15 protein-coding genes and 1 pseudogene are annotated in these 21,189 nt (G+C 46.8%); 8 read left to right on the top strand and 8 right to left on the bottom strand.

Annotated elements, in window-relative coordinates; all coding sequences use genetic code 11:
- Window positions 1-34: 34 nt before the first annotated feature.
- The 6 genes and pseudogenes from truD to ACX5J7_RS03975 all read right to left on the bottom strand — a co-directional run bounded on the left by truD (window position 35) and on the right by ACX5J7_RS03975 (window position 6,468).
- A pseudogene (gene truD / locus ACX5J7_RS03950) lies at window positions 35-1,119 on the bottom strand (tRNA pseudouridine(13) synthase TruD).
- Window positions 1,116-1,589, bottom strand: a complete 474-nt coding sequence (gene ispF, locus ACX5J7_RS03955) for a 2-C-methyl-D-erythritol 2,4-cyclodiphosphate synthase (protein ID WP_012517178.1) — start codon at window positions 1,587-1,589, stop codon at window positions 1,116-1,118. The pseudogene truD and the gene ispF overlap by 4 nt, the downstream one beginning before the upstream one ends.
- 14 nt (window positions 1,590-1,603) lie before the next feature.
- Window positions 1,604-2,320: a 2-C-methyl-D-erythritol 4-phosphate cytidylyltransferase gene (gene ispD, locus ACX5J7_RS03960; RefSeq protein ID WP_278383325.1), complete on the bottom strand. Its 717-nt coding sequence runs from the start codon at window positions 2,318-2,320 to the stop codon at window positions 1,604-1,606.
- 5 nt (window positions 2,321-2,325) lie between these two features.
- The gene (ftsB, locus tag ACX5J7_RS03965) at window positions 2,326-2,616 is read right to left on the bottom strand and encodes a cell division protein FtsB (RefSeq protein ID WP_012519942.1); all 291 of its coding nucleotides are present in this window, start codon (window positions 2,614-2,616) and stop codon (window positions 2,326-2,328) included.
- A gap of 99 nt (window positions 2,617-2,715) precedes the next feature.
- Window positions 2,716-4,431, bottom strand: coding sequence for a TIGR03545 family protein (locus tag ACX5J7_RS03970; RefSeq protein ID WP_278383326.1), 1,716 nt, complete (start codon window positions 4,429-4,431; stop codon window positions 2,716-2,718).
- A 414-nt stretch (window positions 4,432-4,845) separates the two neighbouring features.
- Complete coding sequence (locus ACX5J7_RS03975) at window positions 4,846-6,468, bottom strand: methyl-accepting chemotaxis protein (protein ID WP_278383327.1); 1,623 nt, start codon at window positions 6,466-6,468, stop codon at window positions 4,846-4,848.
- Between the two features lie 490 nt (window positions 6,469-6,958).
- Between ACX5J7_RS03975 and putA the strand changes: the two genes are divergently transcribed.
- Complete coding sequence (gene putA, locus ACX5J7_RS03980) at window positions 6,959-10,756, top strand: bifunctional proline dehydrogenase/L-glutamate gamma-semialdehyde dehydrogenase PutA (RefSeq protein WP_485165493.1); 3,798 nt, start codon at window positions 6,959-6,961, stop codon at window positions 10,754-10,756.
- A gap of 559 nt (window positions 10,757-11,315) precedes the next feature.
- Here putA and ACX5J7_RS03985 read toward each other — a convergent pair.
- Complete coding sequence (locus ACX5J7_RS03985) at window positions 11,316-11,918, bottom strand: TIGR04211 family SH3 domain-containing protein (protein WP_231125126.1); 603 nt, start codon at window positions 11,916-11,918, stop codon at window positions 11,316-11,318.
- A gap of 172 nt (window positions 11,919-12,090) precedes the next feature.
- Between ACX5J7_RS03985 and ACX5J7_RS03990 the strand changes: the two genes are divergently transcribed.
- Together ACX5J7_RS03990 and ACX5J7_RS03995 are read left to right on the top strand one after the other, a co-directional pair.
- The gene (locus ACX5J7_RS03990) at window positions 12,091-13,596 is read left to right on the top strand and encodes a CYTH domain-containing protein (RefSeq protein ID WP_020744882.1); all 1,506 of its coding nucleotides are present in this window, start codon (window positions 12,091-12,093) and stop codon (window positions 13,594-13,596) included.
- Window positions 13,597-13,656: 60 nt separating this feature from the next.
- Window positions 13,657-14,739: a helix-turn-helix domain-containing protein gene (locus ACX5J7_RS03995; protein ID WP_278383330.1), complete on the top strand. Its 1,083-nt coding sequence runs from the start codon at window positions 13,657-13,659 to the stop codon at window positions 14,737-14,739.
- A gap of 92 nt (window positions 14,740-14,831) precedes the next feature.
- On the opposite strand, the gene mutH is transcribed toward ACX5J7_RS03995, so the two are convergent.
- On the bottom strand, window positions 14,832-15,509 hold the full coding sequence (gene mutH, locus ACX5J7_RS04000) for a DNA mismatch repair endonuclease MutH (protein WP_012517189.1): 678 nt from the start codon (window positions 15,507-15,509) through the stop codon (window positions 14,832-14,834).
- Window positions 15,510-15,622: 113 nt separating this feature from the next.
- Between mutH and rppH the strand changes: the two genes are divergently transcribed.
- The 5 genes from rppH (at window position 15,623) to ACX5J7_RS04025 (ending at window position 21,181) form a co-directional block, all read left to right on the top strand.
- A complete protein-coding gene (gene rppH / locus ACX5J7_RS04005) occupies window positions 15,623-16,165 on the top strand; it encodes an RNA pyrophosphohydrolase (RefSeq protein ID WP_024015674.1) in 543 nt (180 codons plus the stop codon).
- Between the two features lie 252 nt (window positions 16,166-16,417).
- Window positions 16,418-18,709, top strand: coding sequence for a phosphoenolpyruvate--protein phosphotransferase (ptsP, locus tag ACX5J7_RS04010; protein ID WP_041702999.1), 2,292 nt, complete (start codon window positions 16,418-16,420; stop codon window positions 18,707-18,709).
- A 5-nt stretch (window positions 18,710-18,714) separates the two neighbouring features.
- Complete coding sequence (locus ACX5J7_RS04015; protein ID WP_012517192.1) at window positions 18,715-19,521, top strand: sulfite exporter TauE/SafE family protein; 807 nt, start codon at window positions 18,715-18,717, stop codon at window positions 19,519-19,521.
- A gap of 4 nt (window positions 19,522-19,525) precedes the next feature.
- On the top strand, window positions 19,526-20,329 hold the full coding sequence (gene lgt, locus ACX5J7_RS04020; RefSeq protein WP_012517193.1) for a prolipoprotein diacylglyceryl transferase: 804 nt from the start codon (window positions 19,526-19,528) through the stop codon (window positions 20,327-20,329).
- Between the two features lie 18 nt (window positions 20,330-20,347).
- The gene (locus tag ACX5J7_RS04025; RefSeq protein ID WP_015066174.1) at window positions 20,348-21,181 is read left to right on the top strand and encodes a thymidylate synthase; all 834 of its coding nucleotides are present in this window, start codon (window positions 20,348-20,350) and stop codon (window positions 21,179-21,181) included.
- Window positions 21,182-21,189: the final 8 nt, after the last annotated feature.

The raw sequence follows: 21,189 nt of genomic DNA on the forward strand, positions 1-21,189 counted from the left end.
TATGGATTGTTGCGTGCCACGCTCTCTATAGTTTTTAAACCCTGTTAATGGGAGACAAGGTCTCTACACACTCCCTAAGGACCGAAGTAGCAAAGCAGCCACTAGGAAGTGCAAATGAGATAGTAAATGTATCACCCTTACTCTGCCATTCAAGCTGTGATGGCCAAATTTTTATCGCTCGGCGCTCTTGATCGAAACCGCACTGGCTTAAAAAGTCGATCACTTCACTGTTTGTTCTGCTACCGCTTGTTCTAGCGCTAGTGCGTTGGCTTGGGTCACAAGTGCACCTTTACCCCAAAGCGGTGCTGATGGGCATACGTCTTTAGCGTCAAATCGACGCTGGGCGTCTTGCTGTTCGTCTGTGTTGGTGGCGCCGCCATTAATGAAAAAACTGTTTGATCCAGTCAGTACTAGCGCGTCACCTTCAATAACAGTATCGAACTTGTTTTGCTCAAGGCGAGTGGAGAGCATTTCATTAAACAGCCAGCTGCGCAAAGCCGATAACGCCATAGAGCGCTTGTTTCTGTGCCTAATGGACTCACCGTTCACCATACGCTCAGCCATAACTAAATTACCGCCGCGCTGCACTTCGCCCATGTCGTTTAATCGCATAACGCCAAAGCGTTGTTCGCCGTAATAATTTGGAACTCCATGCTTTTCAATTTCCTGAAGACGCGCTTCAATAGCTTCAGGGTGAAGTACTTGCCTAAGCGTAATTGTGAAGTGGTTACCTTTGAGCTGGCCTGTTCGTAGCTTTTTGTTATGGCGTACTTGCTTGAGTACTTTAACACCTTCAAGTTCAAAGTTGCTGAAGTCGAAATCTGGCTTTCCCGGGGCGTGAATGCCGAACCACTGTTGGGTTACGGCGTATTTATCCTTACGCCCTGCATAGGTAATTTGTCGAAGGGGGAGGTTAACAAAGCGCGCAAGCTGCTCTGCGACAAACGCGGTATTTGTATTCGTTTTTTCAACAAATACAAATTGGTGCTCTCCCTCGCCACATGGTGAATAACCTAAGTCTTCGACTACTTGAAAGTCGTCGGCTTGGAATTTAAAGATGCCGGTCGATACGGGCTTTGCGTAATAGTACTGCCAATGGTCGGTATTTAACGGCTTCATAGTTTTTCCAATAGTACGACGGCGTGAGAGGCAATGCCTTCTTTGCGCCCTGTGTATCCTAGCTTTTCGGTGGTTGTGGCTTTCACGTTTATTGCATCAAGGTTCACGTTACAGTCTTTAGCGATAACCTCACGCATAGCGGTTATGTGCGGTGCCATCTTAGGTGCTTGCGCTACAATAGTCATGTCAGCGTTGCCAAGTTTATAGCCTTTTTCTTCTACCACGCTCACTACGTGGCGCAACAATACGCGACTATCGGCGCCTGCATAGGCATCGTCAGTATCGGGGAAGTGTTTACCAATATCGCCTAGCGCAGCAGCGCCTAACATTGCATCGCATAGTGCGTGAAGCAATACGTCGCCATCTGAATGGGCAACTAAACCTTGCTCGTAATCAATGCTCACGCCACCTATGGTGATGGGGCCTTCGCCGCCAAATTTGTGTACATCAAAACCGTGTCCAATTCGCATTATAATTGTGCCTTTTAATTTTTTGCGCTATCGCCTAGCGCGCTAAATTTTTGCTTAAGATAAAATTCTGCCAAAGGAAGGTCGGCCGGGTGTGTTATTTTTATATTCGCCGGGCTTCCGCTCACCATGGCTACACTGTGACCAGCAAACTCCATGGCCGACGCTTCATCAGTAATGCTAACACCTTGGGCCAACCCCTCTTGAAGCGCCCGTTTGAGCAACATGGCTGGAAACAGCTGGGGCGTAAGGGCATGCCATAGCCCATCCCTGTCTTCGGTATGAGAGATTATATTTGACGAAGGCTTTACCCGCTTCATCGTATCTCTCACCGGCGTCGCTAGTATGCCACCCGTAACGTCTTCGCTGCCTATAAGTGACAGCAGGTTGGAAATGTCGGCATCATCTACACACGGGCGCGCTGCGTCGTGAACCAGTGCCCAGTCATTATCGTCCAACGATAAGATGCCGTTCAATACGCTATCTGCACGTTCTTTGCCACCATCAACCACACGAATAGGCTTCTGCCTAAGCCCTAACTGGTCAAAGTACTCGTCACCTTGGCTTATCGCAACGATCACATCATCAATATGTGGGTGATTGAGTAGCGCATCAATCGTGTGTTCAAGAATGGTTTTACCATTTAGAGAGAGGTATTGCTTCGGGCGGTCGGCCTGCATACGGCTACCAACTCCGGCTGCGGGGATAACTGCAACCACGCGGGGTGATGTCATTTTCTTCACTTAGAGTCTGCGGGCAAAATACGATAGAAAGTTTCCCCTTTTTTAATCAGGCCGAGTTCGTTCCTCGCTCTTTCCTCAATAGCCTCTAAACCAATTTTTAAATCGTTAATATCGGCTTTGAGAAGCGCATTGCGCTGGGCAAGGTTAGCGTTTTGCAGCGCTTGTGTCTGCACTTCCTGCTTTCGGCTAAAGTAGTCGGGGATGCTATTTTTTCCGAACCATAGTCTGTATTGCAGTAGTCCTAATAGTACTAACAACACAATAGGAAGCCATTTACCTTGCAACACAGATTCACCTGACAATGTGGTTAAGCGGAAAAAAGCAGAGGCAATAGGCCTCTGCGTGTAGGCTATTATGCCGCGAAGCGGCGTCGAGTCAAAGGCGCTTTACTCACCTTGACCCAATTTACCTTTCAATTTGTCGAATAGCTTATTTTTTTGCTGTTCAACAACGTTATTTAGCTGGGCTTGAAGAAGCTCTTGCAGCGCGGCACTGTCGCCTTGCGCAGCGCTAAGCATGCTGTTTACATCAACTAATTCGCCTGACAATAGCGACTGCTCGCTACTTATCATGCTATTTAGCTTTGTATTAAGCTCATCAAGTTTATCTTGCTGACTTGCGGTAAGCTGAGATAGTGCAGCCTTTGCCAACTTATTATCAAGATCAGATTTGATATTGAAGTCTGGGTTAGAAAGTGTGCCATCTAGCAGCATGGTCATATTTAAACTCGTCAACGTTTGTAGCGCTTGAGCAATTGCGCTAGTGATATCGCTGGTGCCAGTCGCTTCCATAACAAGCTGCTGTAAATCTACTTCACCGGTACCAGTGAGTAGATTATCAGTGACCTTCATTGAACCGTTGGTTTTCATTAAGGCCGACTTAAGCACTGCGTTTAACGTGTCGTTGCCGCTAAAGGAAACATCAGACATATTTACACCGGCCAGTTCCCATACTTGGCTAGCATCAACACCATCACCATCAATCCAGAATTCGCCACTTGACGTGAACGATTTTAATACATCGCCTGCGGCTTCAATGGTAAATGTAGTAGGGTTACCAAAGACTTCGTGAACATTGGTGATATTGTTCCATTTACTGGTAATCGATTCGTTTTGCCATAGCACAGAAACGTTCGCCTCTCTCACTAAGATAGACGGTACTTCAGCTGGGGCTTCACTTTTTTCTTCCCCTTGAATTAAGGGCATCACAATCTGCATCGCAGACATTAGGTACTCTGTATACTCAGCTGCTTTGTCACCAAAAACAAAATAGGTTACTTGTGAAAGAGCGGCTTGATCGCCAGCTATCACGCCTTTAAGTAACGCATAATCTTCTTGAGGTGCCTGTTTAAGGGCTTCAACGCTATTACTCAGCGCTTCTTTCGCATCGCTTGCTTTGGCTGTAAAATCAGTGATAAGAGCGCGATCAGCCTGCATTTCTTCTTTTAATTTATCAAATGCTGACTTTGCCTGTACCAAGGCTTGAGGGTCTTTGTAATTGGTGTCTTTAAGTTCTGCGACTTGTGTTTTGTAATACGCAATGCGCTCTTTGTTAGGCAATGATTGATAATCTTCTTTCAGACCTTTGCCATAAGTTTCGTATGCAGATTTAGCATTTTCTATAGCAGCCGTCGTTTTCAACGGGTTACGAGCAAGCAATTCGTCAACGGTTGGAACCGCTTCTTGAGCTTTAGCTTTAATTTCGTTAAATGATAGCGAGCGTTCAGGTACACGATACACTTCACCTTCAGAAGGGCGCTCAGTATCGAACTGAACTTCTAATAAATTAAGATTATTTACAATAACTTGGTCGTCAAGAAGAGGCTTCAATGCCACATCTGCGTTGGCTTCACCCACAAAGACTTGGTTGTGAGAAGGTTTAGTGGGGTTGGTTAGCGCTATACCTTTAAGCGTCACCGTCGTTGGGTAAAGGGAATGATCGAAGTCATCTATATTAACTTCAGCGCCATACGATTCGCCAAGTTTTGACTCTAAGATTGACTTGATAATGGTATTGGCGAACAGCACGTACACCAAAAACAGCAATACAAAAAAACCGACAACCCACAATAAAATAGGCTTACCCTTTGAACCACTACTCATTTTCAACTCCTTGATTTTAAACGCATCTAACGGTTATTGCGCTTCATTCTTCTCTACGTGTGATTGTGGTAAAAAATTACACGTAAGCATGCGAAAGACAGCCACTGTTGGTATTAGTTCAGTGTAATGCAGTCCGCTGTAATCTTCCATACGAAGAAAGTATACAGGGCGATTAGCGGGCCGTCTTTGGCTTATTTCATTGATCACCATACTGCGTTTACTTTTCAAACAAACGGTGAGTGCCGGCGTTGGCTAGTGTTAAATAAAAACGCCTACAACGTAGGCGTTCGGTATAGGGAGGGAGGCGAAAGGCTCTGGACATTGCCAGAGCTTATTCGCCGGTATCATCGCTAATGGATAAGCGGTGTGTAACGAAAGCGCCAGGCTTAATTTGACCGACGCCTCGCAATGAATTTACAGTTTAAATCGATTAGCTATTTCCATAATGGCTAAACAGCTACTGCGCAACGCTTGGCTAGCCGCTGCTAGCTCATCAGCCGTACGAAGGCTGCTATCCGCTGCACCTGACAGCGCATTAATTCTCATGTTGGCTTCGGTCGCCGCTTCCGCTTGCTGCTCAGTCGCTCTTGCTATTTCACTGCTTTTGTCTGCGATTTCTGTCATTAGACGGTCGGCTTCTTGTAGGTTTTGGTTTGCTTGTATGGCGTTATCTACGGTTTTAGACGACGCAGCTTGACTCACTTTTACTGCATCCACGGCATTTTTCGCATTGCTCTGCAGTTTCTCAATCATGGCCTGTATTTCATCGGTACTTTGTCCCGTTCTGCTTGCTAGCGTTCGCACTTCATCGGCAACGACTGCGAAACCTCGGCCTTGCTCCCCGGCCCGCGCAGCTTCAATGGCGGCATTAAGTGCAAGCAAGTTGGTTTGTTCTGCAATACCGCGGATAACGTCAAGTACAGCGCCAATACTGTCTGTCTGTGCGGCAAGCTCGGTCACCACGTTACTCACACTTTCAATATCAGATGTTAATGAGCGAATATCTTGAACTGTACTGTCTACCACAGACGTACCGTGCTGCACGTTACTTCTTGCACTACTGGTGCCTTTTTCAGCAGAGTCAGCGTTATTGCTTACCTCGTTAATTTGCGTGGTCATTTCTTCCATCGCTGCGGCAACTTGAAGCATGTTCTCATTTTGCGTTTGCGCTTGCGCGTTACTGTTTTTACTGGAAGTTTCTACCAGCTCAGCCTGTTGGGTAAGGGAATTAATATTTTCCCGAATACCCAATAAAGATTGACGCATCTTCTCGGTGTACTCGTTGAAATAGCGCGCCAAGCGCGTCACTTCATCTTGCCCTGTTTCCGGTAATGAGCGGGTAAGATCGCCCTCACCTTGGGAAATATCTTTCATGCGCTCACTGACTTCCTGAACCGGCTTAACGATACTGCCGCCAATTACGTAGATAAGCAGAATGACTAAAACTACGCTTACCACGCAAAACACCACGATAACATTGCGCAGGTGGGCATATTCTTCTTCAAGATTGGTAAGGTAAATACCTGAGCCTACTGTCCACCCCCATGGTTTAAATGCTTTTACATAAGAAATCTTATCGGTTGGGGCTTCTTCGCCAGGAAGAGGCCAAACATAGTCGACAAAGCCTTCTCCTTTAGCTTTTACTTTTTGCGCCATTTCAATAAAAAACGCTTTGCCATTACCATCTTTAAAGGTTCTAAGGTCTTTGCCATCAAGAGCAGGCTTCATCGGATGCATTACCATGGAAGGGGTTTCATCCTGAATCCAAAAATAGTTGTTGCCGTCGTATCTAAGCGCTTTAACCGCCTCAAGTGCTAACTGTTTGGCCGTAGCTTCGTCTACATCCTCGCGCTTAGCAAAACTCCCTAATAAGGTATGCACAACTTCAACAAGGTGCTGATTTTCATCGTAAGACTTTTGTTTTAATGCCTCGTAGTGCCTGTTCAAAACAAGTGCAGTAAGCAAGACAAATAGCAGGGTAATAAGAGCAGCTATAATGCCCAAACGTTGAATCAAACTAAATTTTCTTAACCACATAAGACAAACCTATTTTTGGATTTTTTGTTTTTTGTAAGTGTAGACGTTATTCTCACTTCTACTCATTGTATTGATTTAAAATTGAGCAAAAAAGAATCATTGTTGGCATGGCCGCTTATAGCGCCAAGCAGCTTGTCACTTAAACTTTATCGGCAATCTTGTTGTTGACTTAATGTCTTTAAAATTAAGTTCAAAAATGAAGGGGATATACAGCGTGATAAATGTCATCTAACGCAGTGAATATGTAGCTTGACACGGTATCTGAAAAACTTTTTGTGTGGGGGCTTGGCAGGGCTTTTTTGTGTGCTAACATCCGCGCAAATTTGGCGCTGTCGTGATCTTCATTCAAAAGTATAAAGTTTAAAGAAAAACGACACGTTAAAGCACGGTTTCGACTTTGCTTGTTTTTTTGGCCGCTTCCATGTAACCGTGAGCAGAAGTACACGGCGGGAACGCTTTTTGTTACAGCTATTTCTATGAAAGGGTTGCAATGCTCATAAACGATACACTTCATACTACTTCACCGCTACGCCAGCGTATAAGAGACTACTATCGCATTAGCGAGTCTGTGGCTGTAGACCAAATTCTTCCCATTGCCGAGGTAAACCCTCGAGCACGAAGCCGTGCGTGGGAACGTGCACGTAAGATGGTGCTTCAAATTCGCCGTGAACAAGAAGGCCACGGTGGCGTAGATGCGTTATTAAACGAATACTCGCTATCTACTGCAGAAGGCGTAGTGTTGATGTGTTTGGCTGAAGCCTTACTGCGTGTACCAGATCGCGCGACACAAGATGAACTCATCCGAGACAAACTTTCAAAAGGGCAGTGGACACCACATTTGGGGAATTCTGACTCTCTGTTTGTGAACGCGTCAGCATGGGGCCTGTTGTTCACTGGCAACATGGTCAATTATGCCGACAAGCGTAAAAAAGAGCAGTTTGGCTTATTGAAGCAAACGATTGGCCGTTTAGGTGAGCCTGTTATTCGCCGAGCAATGAATATTGCAATGCGCGTTATGGGCCGTCAATTCGTCATGGGTGAAACTATCGAGGATGCGGTAGACCGCGCCAAAGAGAAAGAAACGAAAGGTTATGTGTACTCTTACGATATGCTAGGTGAAGGCGCGCGTACCATGCGTGATGCTGACCGCTATTATGACGCATACGTAAAGGCTATCAAGGTTATCGGTAAAGCGGCAAATGGCCGTGGTCCGAAACGCTCTCCGGGTATTTCCGTTAAGCTTTCTGCTATTCATCCGCGCTTTGAATTCTCTCATCGCGAGCGTGCCATGGTCGACATTCCACCGCGCTTAAAAGCCCTTTGTATGATGGCAAAAGAGTATGATATCGGCCTAACAGTAGATGCTGAAGAAGCCGACCGCTTAGAGCTTTCTTTAGACATTATTGAAGCGGTGTTCCGCGATGACGATCTCAACGGCTGGACTGGCTTTGGTTTGGCGGTGCAAGCTTATCAAAAGCGCGCAATTCACGTTATCGAACATTTACGTGACCTAACGTTAGAAGTGGGCCGACCATTGATGGTGCGCTTAGTTAAGGGTGCATATTGGGATACCGAAATTAAGCTTACCCAGCAGGCGGGTCTTGAAGAGTTTCCTGTATTTACCCGTAAGTCGTCAACAGATGTGTCGTATCACGCCTGTGCGAATCGCTTGCTTGAGTACCGCGATACTATCTATCCGCAGTTTGCTACGCACAACGCCTACACCGCTTCTGTTATCGTAGAGCTTGCTGGCGACGATAAAGAGGGGTTTGAATTTCAATGCCTGCACGGCATGGGCGATACCCTCTACGATCAAGTCGTGACAGAAGATAAGATTCAGTGCCGTGTTTATGCGCCGGTGGGAGAGCATGAAGACTTATTGGCTTATCTTGTTCGTCGTCTTCTTGAAAATGGAGCGAACTCGTCGTTTGTAAACGCTATTGTTGATGATGAAAAGCCTGTTGAGTCACTACTTGAAGACCCAGTAGAGAAAACGCAGCGCCTCAAAGTTCGCTACAATAAGCTTATTAAAACTCCTCGTGGTTTATACGCGCCAGAGCGTGATAACTCACGTGGTTTAGACCTTACTGACACCAACGCGGTTACTGCACTTAAGCATGAACTAGAGCGTTGGCAGGATTACTACAAAGTCACCGATGAGGTGCCGGAAGGGGCAACACCTGTACTTAGCCCAACCGACCATACTGACATTGTTGGCTATCATTACTACGCTACGCCAGACGATATGCGTAAGGCGCTAGACGACACAGATGCAGGTTTTGAAGCATGGTCGAAGCGAGACGTCAGCGAAAGGGCAGAAATTCTTAATCGTACGGCAGATGCGCTCGAGCGTCACATGGCCGAGCTTATTGCTATTTGTATGCGTGAAGCGGGTAAAGTAGCGCAAGATAGCATCGACGAAGTCCGTGAAGCGGTAGATTTTTGTCGTTATTATGCAGTACGCGCCGAAGAGCTTGCTGAAGATCAGCGTTTACTTCCCCGTGGTGTGGTGCTGTGTATTAGCCCTTGGAACTTCCCACTGGCAATTTTCCTGGGACAAGTTGCCGCCGCGCTTGTTACGGGTAACACGGTAGTGGCTAAGCCAGCGGAACAAACCAGTATCGTTGCGCAGCGCGCAGTCGATATTATGCACTCGGTAGGTTTACCCGAAGATGCATTGAAGCTGATTGTATCGCCAGGTAAAGAAGTCGGTGAAACGTTGCTGCCTGATGAGCGTATTAAAGCCGTCATGTTCACGGGCTCAACGCAAACCGGTACGCTAATTTCGCAAGTATTGGCAGAGCGAGGTGGTGAGCAGGTACCGCTTATTGCAGAAACCGGCGGTCAAAACTGTATGATTGTAGACTCAACGGCCTTGCCAGAGCAGGTGGTTGACGATGTAATCCATTCTGGGTTCCAAAGTGCGGGCCAGCGATGTTCAGCACTGCGCGTGTTGTTTGTTCAAGACGACATTGCCGATGAACTAACCGAAATGTTAATCGGCGCACTTAAAGAGCTAACGGTGGGAGACCCCACGCAGCTAGCTACCGACGTCGGCCCGGTTATTGACGAAAAAGCACTGAAAAGCCTGACAGACCACCAAGACTATATGGAAGGTAAAGGTAAGTTGCTCTATCGCAGTGAAATGCCAAAAGGGTTTGAAAACGGTACGTTCTTCGCGCCTACGCTTTATGAAATTGAAAATATCGATGTTCTTGAGCGAGAAGTATTTGGACCGGTTGTTCATATTGTTCGCTTTAAGGCAAAAGAGCTCGATAACGTGCTTGAGCAAATCAATGGTACAGGTTACGGCCTAACGATGGGGATTCACTCGCGCATTGAAGAGCGTGCTAACGAGTTAGCAGCGAAGAGTCGTGCGGGCAACGTTTATATCAACCGCAACATGATTGGGGCAATTGTTGGCGTTCAGCCCTTTGGTGGGCGTGGTCTTTCTGGTACTGGTCCTAAAGCCGGTGGTCCAAATTACCTGCCTCGTCTAATGATGGAACGCGCCACACCCAAGCCGTCTCATATCGATGATGTAGATAGTACCGATGCAGCGCTTATCGGGGATGAGAAAATTGCCGAGCGTGCCCACGTAATGATGGACAAGGCTAAAGCCGTTGAAATCCAATGGCGTCACACGCCTATCAACGATCGCATCTCAATGGTACGCCAGCTACTAGCAAAAATTGCCAAGGTAGATATTGTCGATGACTTGGCCGACGACTTGAACCGCACGTTGGCAACGGCCCGTCAGCAATTAACCAGTGTAGAGCGTAAATTGGCCAAGCCTCAGACTTTGCCTGGCCCAACGGGTGAATCCAACAAGCTTTACTTAGAGCCGCGCGGTATCCTGGTATGTTTCGCCGATAAAGAAGTAACGTTTGAATACTGGTTGCTGTCTATTGTCACTGCGCTTTCTACCGGTAACCCCGTAGTGTCAGTCGTCTCTGAAATCTTCTATGAAGAAGCTGTAGAAATTCAGAACAAGTTTGAGTCAACGGGTGCCCCGAAGGGATTATTCCAAGTCGCTCGTCTTGCGCATTTAGATACGCTATTAATGGATGAAGACTTATCAGGTGTGGTTGTTGACTCAAGTACTGAGCGTACGGCGCGTATCACGGCAATGCTGTCATCGCGCGAAGGGGCTATCTTGCCGGTTATTACCGCCGAGTATAACGATAACCTTATTCAACGCTTGATGACTGAGAAAACCATCAGTATCGATACTACGGCATCCGGTGGCAACACCTCATTGATGACCTTAGTAGAAGATGATGAATAAGCGATAATCCTTATCATGTAAATTCATAAGTAAGGGCCGGCGATTATGCTGGCCCTTTTCTTTAGCGCACTTTACGTATTCTTTACGCCTACTTTTCCCACCTTAACCCCGTCTTAACCCTGCTTTTGGGACACTAGCTGCCAATAGTTAACTGAAATCACACGTTCGGTGCATCATTCGCTCTTTTCATGTTTTAGTAAACAGAAGGTAGGGATGCGCCGTGCGTCAAGTTATAGGCACACCTAATGCGCAATTCGCTTAACCGAGAGCGAAATTTTGTTAACCATGCTCGTCATGAATTAAGAACGCCTATTGCCGTCACTCGAAGCAGTTCAGCTTTGCTTCATCGGGTTATAGATAGTGAAAATAAAAAAGTGAATAACCTTGTCTCGCGTAGACCATGGCCGCTCTAACAGAGACCCTTTTGTGGCTGGGGCGCGATGAAAATGCCTCGTTGCCCGAATCGAGAGTGGATGTGACAGCAATTACTCACACCCTAAACAACAACGCCGATGATTGTCATCGGCGTTGTTGTGTTGTTTCTTAAAAGCATTAACGCTTACATCCATTCACTGCTTCGGCGCTTGCGCTTTGGCAGATAGGTTAGCATTACGCCTAGCAAAATACCGATGCCAGCCACTAGTCCGCCGCGGGTAAACCACATTACTAGCTCATCTTTATTCGCGCTTTCAACCTTCGCCGTTAAACGAATAATTTGCGAGGCTTGCTCGTCATTCGTTGTGGTAAGTTTCGATACTTGCTGACGAGCATCGTTTAACTGCTGACGGAGCTTTGCGTTGTCAGACTGTAAGGTCTGCAGACTGTTCTGGCTCTCTGCCAGTTTCTCGCTGATGATAGGAAGCTGCTCTGCCTGTGACATAGTATTCGACACAAATTTACTTTCTACCCAGCCTTTACGACCTTCCGGATCGGTAATCTGTGTGAACTCGGCATCGTTATCTCTGGCAAGTACCGTAATGGGGGTACCCGCTTCAATTGACCCTAAAATACGGTAATTACGGCCAGGCCCAGTATGCACGAAGATAAATAAGTCATCTCGAATGTAATGTGAAGAAGACGCTTCTAAATCAGCGATATCTTGTAGCGAAAATGCTTGAAAAGAGCACGCAATAAGGGCTGCTGCTAACCACTTTCGAATCATATGAAGTCCAATTTTAGAATTTAAAACGTGAAGATGGTATTGGTTGACCGCGATAAAGGCAAGTTTGTTCCACTTTTGTCTAAATTTAGCACCTAAGAAAGGTGTTGTAGCATTGCGAAAACTAAGTGACAAAGGTAAGGTGTCAGCATCATCAGCTGTGCTTAGCGCAACCATGTCAGAAATAGAATTAAAATTTGTTACAGGTGACGACGCGCACCAAGCGTTTACGCAACGGGTCCTTCCTCTTTTTGAAAAACACCGTATCCAAGTTAACTCGCATCGCGAAATGCGCTTGGAAAACGACTATTACGATACCGAAAAGCTCGATTTTCAAAATCAAAAAATGGGCTTTAGAGTGCGTGGGAATAATGGTGAGTACGAACAAACCCTAAAAACGAACGGCGTGGTTAGCGGCGGCCTGCACAAACGTATGGAATATAATGTCAGCCTTGAAAAATCACAGCCCGACCTTGCCCTGTTTGATGAAAGCGTATGGCCACAAGGCTGGGATGTATCGGCTAAAAACGCAAGTCTCTCAAAGCAGTTTAGCACCCACTTTACGCGCAATGCTTATGTAGTTGCACTTGATGACAGCGAGGTTGAAATCGTGCTGGATTGCGGCAAAGCCAGCACTGAAAAAGCCAGCTCACCTATCAATGAAATTGAACTAGAGCTAATGTCGGGTGATATTAATACCCTGTTTACTCTAGCGGTATTGATAAATGACAACATGCCGGTAAGGCTGAGCGATGTGTCGAAAGCGGCCCAGGGTTATCAACTGCTGCATGGCTTTAATGCGAAAATTCGCCACTTCCCTGATTTTCTCGCGCTAGAAGATACCACCACGACAGAAGAAGCATTTAGCCGAGCGGTGCAAACTGCGCTTGCACATTGGCAGCACCACGAGCACGTATTCTGTGAAAGCGGGTCGATAAAAATGCTCGCGGAAGTCGCCAAAAGTGTACGTCTGTTGCTGCAAAGCGTTTCACTGTATCTTCCTGTCCTTCAATGCCCCGAATTATTGGCACTGCACAAAAAACTCGTCGCTCATGCGCAGAAATGGGGATGGCAGGACGACCTTCAAAGCCTGCGTTACTTGCTGTCTAAAAAGAGCATGTTTAGTAAAACACTAAGTAAGCACCCCGCGGTGGTAAGTTATTTACAAGGCAGACAAACGGGGCTTATGCAGGCCCACGAACCTGAAAAGCTGTTTTTCGATAACGACGCTACCGACATTAAGCTGCATGCAATTAGCCTTATTCAAAACAAACCTTGGCAGAAAGAAGCGACAGGCTATGACCACCCCGTGCTCGACCACGCTAAAGGTTGGCTTTCACAAGGTTGGCAGACGGTACAGCAGAGCATGCCGTTAAGTAAAACCATGGGGCCAGTGAATTATAGTGCGGTGGAAATCATGTTGCGCCAAACCTTGTGGAGCGGCTTCTTACTTGGTGACTTGTTTGTTGAAGAACGCGGCAATTTCCGCGCGCCCTGGCTCGATTTGCTAACCGGCATTGATGAGCTTAACGCACTTTTGATGCTTAAGCAGTCGATAGATGATGCCGAGGTAGACTCGCATGACGAGGTTCGTAAATGGACCGCAGAAAAGCTCAGTACGCTAATACGTATTATGGAACGTACACGCACCGTCGCTATGCAACGTGATGTTTACTGGTAGTCAATTTTTACCAGGCGAGGGCTGTGTTAGTACGTTGTTTCTCAAGGATGGAGGGCGCTGATGACCTCAGCTATCTTTAGTTATTGCCTTTACGCACTATTGGGTGTGTATGCCGTAGGGTTTGTGCGTCTGTTCGTGCAAAAAGTTAATTTAAGCAGTACGTGTTGGCTTATTGGCGCTTTTGTGTGCTGGCCACTTTTCATGTTAGACGAATGGCTCCGTCTCGCTCATGCTACTGATCTAGCGGTTATTTACGGGCTGTCAGACGTTTTTGCTGTTTTAGCCATTACCTGCTGTTACCGTGCGATAAAGCCAATGTTACTGGCCTACCCAACGGCAAGAAAACGTCTGTGGTGGCCTGTTGTGGTCACTGCACTTTTTCAATGCACCGTATTGCTGATCCCCGTAGAGGATAAACAGCAGTGGCTGTTGTCGTCACCTCACGGCGAGCCCTTTGTTTTGTGGCCAGCGTATATCGCCTCACTGCTTACAGGGTTTAGCGTACTGTTAATTGGTATTCTTATTACCGAACATATTCAAATGTATCACAGGCACCTTCCTGAGCAGGCAGTAGATATTAAAAATTTAAAAATGCCAAAGCTAGCTGGGGTGATGGGCAGCTTGGTCGGTGTCGCGTTTATGAGTATTTTACTAGTAACGGCGGCGACCTTTGGTTTTTTTCCCGTTCCGTTTTGGGAAAGCTTTCATCACCTAATGTTAGGTACTGCAATATTAATCGTGTTGTTTTCATTAACCTTTATTCGCCGTACGTCGCCATCCCCCCTTGATTACGAGCGCCTAGATGAAGGTAAAGCGACGCCCTATGAAATTAGCAGTATTATTTCAAAAGCCGAGCGCTATACGTTGGAATCGAAAGCGTATAAAACCCGCTTTCTTACGCTGAGCGCGTTTTGCAAAGGGGCTGATATCGACCCTACGTCGTTAGCCCTGGCTCTACAGCTTTCAGAGAGAAAGAACTTTAGGCGGTTTATTTTTCATTATCGTCTTGAGTATGCGAAAAATGTGCTGCTGCGCAGTGATGCTAAACTTGAAGCGGTGGCAAAACGTATAGGAGTGAATTCAGAAAAGTTCTTAAGCGAGTATCTGGTCAAGCACTTACACACTCGCTCTCAAAAGAAGTAGAGCGACAACCGTGTTGAGTGCACCAACAGGTTTATCCTCCAATAGATGGCATTAGTTGCTGCATGCTTTGCTTAGTCGCTACGCGGGCTTTTTTATCCGCCAAAGGCATTCATTAAAATCTGTTGCGTAAAGGTTTTACGCAAATAGAACCCTCGCGGGCGGGTTTTAATGCGCTGCCCTTCTGGCCCTAATGCATCGGTCAGCACTTTTCCGTTAGCCGCTTTTGGACGTATGTGAAGGGCTTCACCTTGCCGGGAAGTGATTGACTCGACTTGCCCGGTTGCAATGTACTCAACCAGTTCCTCCCAGTCATGCCTGAGTAGGGCGTCTTCGTGTTCATTAGGGCGCCAATAAAAACCCGTCGCCACACGCCGCTCGGCAAGAGGGATAGCTCTGTCACCTTCAATGGGCAACCACAGCACCTGCTGAAGCTTATTGCGAACGTTTGAGGTTTCCCATGTGATACCTGGCGACATCAACAGTGGCGCAAAGCATACATAGGTGGTTTCTAAGGGCGAGAAGTTAGCGTCGATAGGAATAGTTTTAAGCTCGATACCGAGCTCTGGAAAATCCTGCTGTGGCTTTGAACCTGCGCTAGCCCCTAACCACTTCTCAATTAGCATGCCTGGCCACCCTTTGTGGCGCTGCAGGTTTGCCGGTATAGCAACATGGGCCATTTCAGCTAATTCTCCAAGCGTCAGCCCGGCAATCGCGTGACAACGCTTTAAAAGACTATCTGGCGAAGAGGGGGGAGAGGCTGGTGGTTGCATAAATGACGTTAATTTCCTGTTTGAAAAGCAAGAGCGAACATTAAGACTATGATTGGAGCATAGTTTGTGGAAGAATGAAAACATATAACAGTATAGTGTGCCCGGGAGTCTATGTGATAGATGCCGATGGATTCCGTGCGAATGTGGGCATAGTGATTTGCAACAAAATGGGTCAAGTATTTTGGGCAAGACGTTATGGTCAACATTCATGGCAGTTCCCTCAAGGCGGAATTGATGAAGGGGAATCTGCTGAACAAGCTATGTACCGGGAGCTTCACGAAGAAGTAGGGCTGACACCGAAAGATGTCACCATTTTAAGTGTTACCCGTAACTGGCTTAGATATAAGCTGCCAAAGCGATTAATTCGACAAGGTAGTAACCCTGTTTGTATAGGGCAAAAACAAAAATGGTTCTTGTTGCAGCTAGATTGCAACGAGCGCGATGTTAATGTGCTTAAGACAGGTCATCCTGAATTTGATGACTGGAGGTGGGTAAGTTACTGGTATCCTATTAGGAACGTTGTATCGTTTAAGCGGGATGTTTACAGGCGGGTAATGAAGGAGTTTTCACCTGTTGTTATGTCTGCCCAGCAGCGCCCTTTGCAGCGTCAAAGCGCAGCGCCACACAAGCGTGGAAAAAAGCGAAGGCGTGGCTAACGGTACAACGCCAGGGCTGAAGATGCATCGCGTGAAACAGCCCTGAGCGAGTATGCAGCCCTGAGCGAGTCGCGAGCAAAAAGCCCTGAGCGAGTATTCAGCCCGGAGCGAAAAAAAGGCGATGAGCGAAAAAAAAGGCGATGAGCGAAAGAGTAGGCCATGAGCGAAAAGCGATGTATGAAAAAGTAAGCGGCGAGCGAACTTCGAGTAGATAAGGAAGAATCGGTGAGTCCTCAAAGTCAACAAGGCGCAATGTTAACAACGTTAAAACGTATCGTGCAGGAAATGAATCAAATTCCTGCTCTCGATACCGCATTGTTTAGGCTGGCCTCTCGTGTAAAGCACACCCTTAACGTAGACTCTTGTTCCATATATCTTGCCGATTATGAAGCGCAAGAATTCATACTTAAAGCCACTGACGGCCTTCATCCAGATGCCGTTGAGCAAGTACGCATAGGTTTTTCAGAGGGGCTTATTGGTCTTGTAGGGCAAAGAGAAGAGCCGCTTAACATCGTTAATGCCCATAGCCACCCTCGATTCAAGCATTACCCCGAAGTAAAAGAAGAAAAATACAACGCCTTTTTAGGTACACCGATTATCAATCAAAGGCGAGTGTTGGGGGTGATCACACTTCAGCAAGCAGAAATGCGACGCTTCAGTGAAGATGAAGAGGCGTTTCTCGTTACCCTTGCAGCGCAATTAGCCTTAGAAATCACCAATGCCGATATTCGCGGTGCGTTAACGCTCTCAAACTCCCCAGATAACATTGCGCAACAGAAGCACGTGCACGGTATCGCGGGCTCACCGGGGTTAGCAATTGGTAAAGGGGTGTCGCCCGATAAGTCCATTAACCTCAAAAACTGGGTCGTAAAGCGCTCCAAATCCCCGCAAGATCAGATCAAGCTTTACCGCAAAGGGGTCGAAGTGACGCGGGGCCATGTCGATACATTGTCCAACCGCCTTGATGACGCTATTCCCGATGACGTAAAGTCTATCTTCCAGCTTTATCATCACTTACTTGATGCAAATAGCTTAGGCCGGGAAGTTGAAGAAAAGATTCGACAGGGGTGGGATGCGGCGTCGTCACTGAAAATGGTGGTAGAAAGTTACGCTGCCCGCTTTCGGGCCATGGACGACCCTTACATGCAGGAGCGTGCCATTGATATCGTTGACCTGTCAGACCGCATTCTTGCAAATATTTTATACGAGGCTAACGGCCAGAAAGTTACCGAAAAGGTAATTACAGAAGCCAGCATTTTAGTGGCTGACGAAGTTTCGGCGCCCATGCTTGCTGAGTTTCCGAAAGATAAGCTCAAGGGTATTATTTCCATTCGCGGTTCGAACAACTCCCACGCTGCCATTTTAGCAAGAGCGATGGGCGTGCCTGCCGTTATGGGCTGTCAGAACGTCACCCCAGCATTGCTTGAAGATAAAGAGATATTGCTTGATGGCTATTCCGGTGAAGTTATCGTTTCGCCCGAGCGCAACATTAAGTCTGAGTTTATTCAGCTGATTGAAGAAGAATCGGCCATTGCAGAGAAGATTGATGCAGAAGCCGATAAACCTTGCGAGAGCGTGGACGGCTGCAGAATGTCGCTTTACATCAATGCGGGCCTTTCTGCTGAAGTTGAACTAAATGCAGAGCAAATCGGCGCAGGGGTCGGCCTGTATCGTACCGAAATACCCTTTATGCTTCGCGAGCGTTTTCCTTCAGAGCAAGAGCAGGTGAAACTCTACCGCCAAGTACTTGAGGCCGCGCCTGAGTTACCTATCACTATGCGTACTCTCGATGTGGGAGGGGATAAACCTTTACCGTACTTCCCGATTAATGAAGAGAACCCGTTTTTGGGATGGCGAGGTATTCGTCTTACACTCGATCATCCTGAAATCTTCTTAGTTCAAGTGCGCGCTATGCTGCGCGCAAGTGTAGGGCTTAGCAACTTGCAAATCATGCTACCCATGATTTCTACGGTGTCTGAGGTACAAGAATCAAAGCGATTAATTAATCAGGCGTTTTACGAAATTTCTGATGAGATTGCGGAGTCGGGGCAAACGCTAAATAAGCCTAAACTCGGTATTATGCTTGAAGTGCCTTCAGTGCTTTATCAATTGCCACAATTGGCAAAACACGTCGACTTTTTCTCAGTGGGTAGCAACGATTTAACGCAGTACTTATTAGCGGTAGATAGAAACAATACACGGGTTGCCGATCTGTACAACAGCTATCATCCTGCGGTATTGGGGGCGCTATACGATGTGGTGCAAAAAGCCAATCAAAATCAGGTCCCTGTTACTATCTGTGGTGAGATTGCCGGTGAACCTGCTGGCGCATTGCTACTAATGGGGATGGGCTATCGTCGCCTTAGTATGAACGGGTTTAACTTAAGAAAAATAAACTGGCTTATCAGAAAAGTAACGCTGGATGAATGTAAGCAGCTACTTTCGCTGGCACTGACGTCTGTCAGCCATGAAGAAGTCTTTGTGCACTTGAACCAGTATCTTGAAACCAAGGGCCTAGGAGGCCTTATCCGAGCAGGTGCTTAGGACATATGGACCCATTTGTTGTTATTATCGTCAGCTGTCTGATTTTAGGCTCTGTCGTTGGAATTCTTGCGGGTATGCTGGGCATTGGCGGAGGGCTTATTATTGTCCCTGCACTTAGCTATTTACTTGTTCACTTTATGGGCATGACCACTGAAACCGTTATGCCGGTTGCTATCGCAACGTCTTTATCAACCATTATCTTTACCGGCACGTCGTCGGCATTAGCGCACTATAAACTCGGTAATATTCAGCGCTATATCGTGCTTTATACTGGTTTGGGAATTGCGTTTGGTGCTATCGCCGGCGCCCAGGTGGCCAGCCACATGTCTGGGGAGCTGCTCAAAGATGTGTTTGCGGTGTTGGTAATATTAATTGCGCTGCAAATGATTTTTGGTAAGCAAAAAGCATCAGATAATGAAGCCTCCAAAGGTACATTAGCAGCCGTTGGCGGCACAGCAGGTATACTAAGCGCGCTAATGGGCATTGGCGGTGGTGCGTTACTGGTTCCTGCGCTAGTGTGGTTTCGTGTGAATATTAGGGCGGCTATTGGCTGCGCCGCTTTTTGCGGGCTCGTTATTGCTGTTTTTGGTACTACGAGTTTCGTGATTGCTGGGTGGAATGCGATAGATGTACCAGAACATAGTTTAGGTTATGTGTATTTGCCCGCCACAGCTGGTATTGTTGCCACCTCTATGTTTACCGCAAACATAGGGGCGAAGCTCGGACAGCGAGTAAATGTGCGGGTGTTAAAAGCAATGTTGGCGTGCTTACTCGTGTTGGTAAGCATTAGAATGATTTTAGGAATTGAATAAAGTAATGGAACAGAGCAGTTATCTGGTATTTCCCAGTATCGACCCCGTTATCTTCAGTATGGGCCCGCTAAGCGTACGTTGGTATGGTTTAATGTATCTCGTTGGCTTTATTGCCGCGTATTTATTAGCACAAAAGCGCCTGTCGCAAACCAGCTGGAGCCGTGAGCAGTTAAGCGATTTGCTTTTCTGGAGCTTTGTGGGAGTGATATTAGGCGGCCGTATTGGCTATGTATTTTTCTATCAGTTTGGCATGTTCCTCGACGACCCCTTGTATTTATTTAAAATTTGGGCCGGCGGTATGTCCTTCCACGGCGGGCTGCTGGGGGTTTTAGCTGCGCTATTTTGGCGCGCTAAGTGTATGAATACAACGTTCTTACGATTAGGCGATTTTGTAGCGCCTCTTGTCCCAATTGGTTTAGGCGCGGGGCGAATAGGTAACTTTCTTAATGCGGAATTGTGGGGGCGAAGTACGGATGTACCATGGGCAGTGATCTTCCCTAATGCGGGCAATATTCCTCGCCACCCGTCGCAGCTTTATGAATTTGCCCTTGAAGGTGTTCTGCTCTTTATTATTCTATGGCTATATTCAGCTAAAAAGCGTCCGGTAGGGGCGGTAAGTGGTTTGTTCTTGCTTGGGTATGGTAGCTTTAGATTTATCGTTGAGTATTTCAGAGAGCCCGATGCTCATATTGGCCTATACCAAATGGGCCTCAGTCAGGGGCAACTTCTTTGTTTACCTATGATAGCTTTAGGAATAGGATTAATAGTCCGTGCGTATACGCGCGGCAAAGACCGTGTTGAACAGTAAAAAAATATAAGAATAACGATGAAAGAATATCTCGCTCTAATGCGCCATGTACGTGATACAGGTGTGAAAAAGGAAGATCGAACTGGTACAGGTACGTTAAGTGTGTTCGGGTATCAGATGCGCTTTAATCTGCAGGAAGGGTTCCCCTTGGTGACAACGAAAAAGTGTCACCTTAAATCAATCATTCATGAACTTCTTTGGTTCCTTAAAGGCGAAACCAATATTGCCTATTTGAAGGAGCATGGCGTGAAGATTTGGGATGAGTGGGCCACAGATGAAGGCGAACTTGGCCCTGTTTACGGTCATCAGTGGCGTAGCTGGGATCGCGGTGACGGTACGTCAGTCGACCAAATTGCCGAGGTTGTAGAGCAAATTAAAAACAACCCTGATTCACGTCGCCTTATTGTGAGTGGCTGGAATCCAGCGGTATTGCCAGATACTAACTATTCGCCAAAAGAAAATGCCGCCATGGGTAAACAGGCGTTGCCACCTTGTCATACGCTTTTTCAATTCTATGTTCTAGATGGAAAGCTAAGCTGCCAACTTTATCAGCGAAGCGGTGATATCTTCCTAGGTATTCCGTTCAATATTGCAAGCTATGCGCTACTTACTATGATGATTGCACAGGTGTGCGATTTAGAGCCTGGTGACTTTATCCATACGTTGGGCGATGCTCACTTGTATTCAAACCATCTTGAGCAGGTAGAGCTACAGCTCAGTCGCGAACCGTTCGAACGTCCAACAATGGAAATTAACCCAGAAGTAAAAGATATTTTTGGGTTTACATTCGACGACTTTACGCTCAAAAATTATCAATCTCACCCACATATTAAAGCCCCTGTTGCCATATAAGGAGTATC

The sequence above is a fragment of the Alteromonas infernus genome, assembly GCF_902705815.1.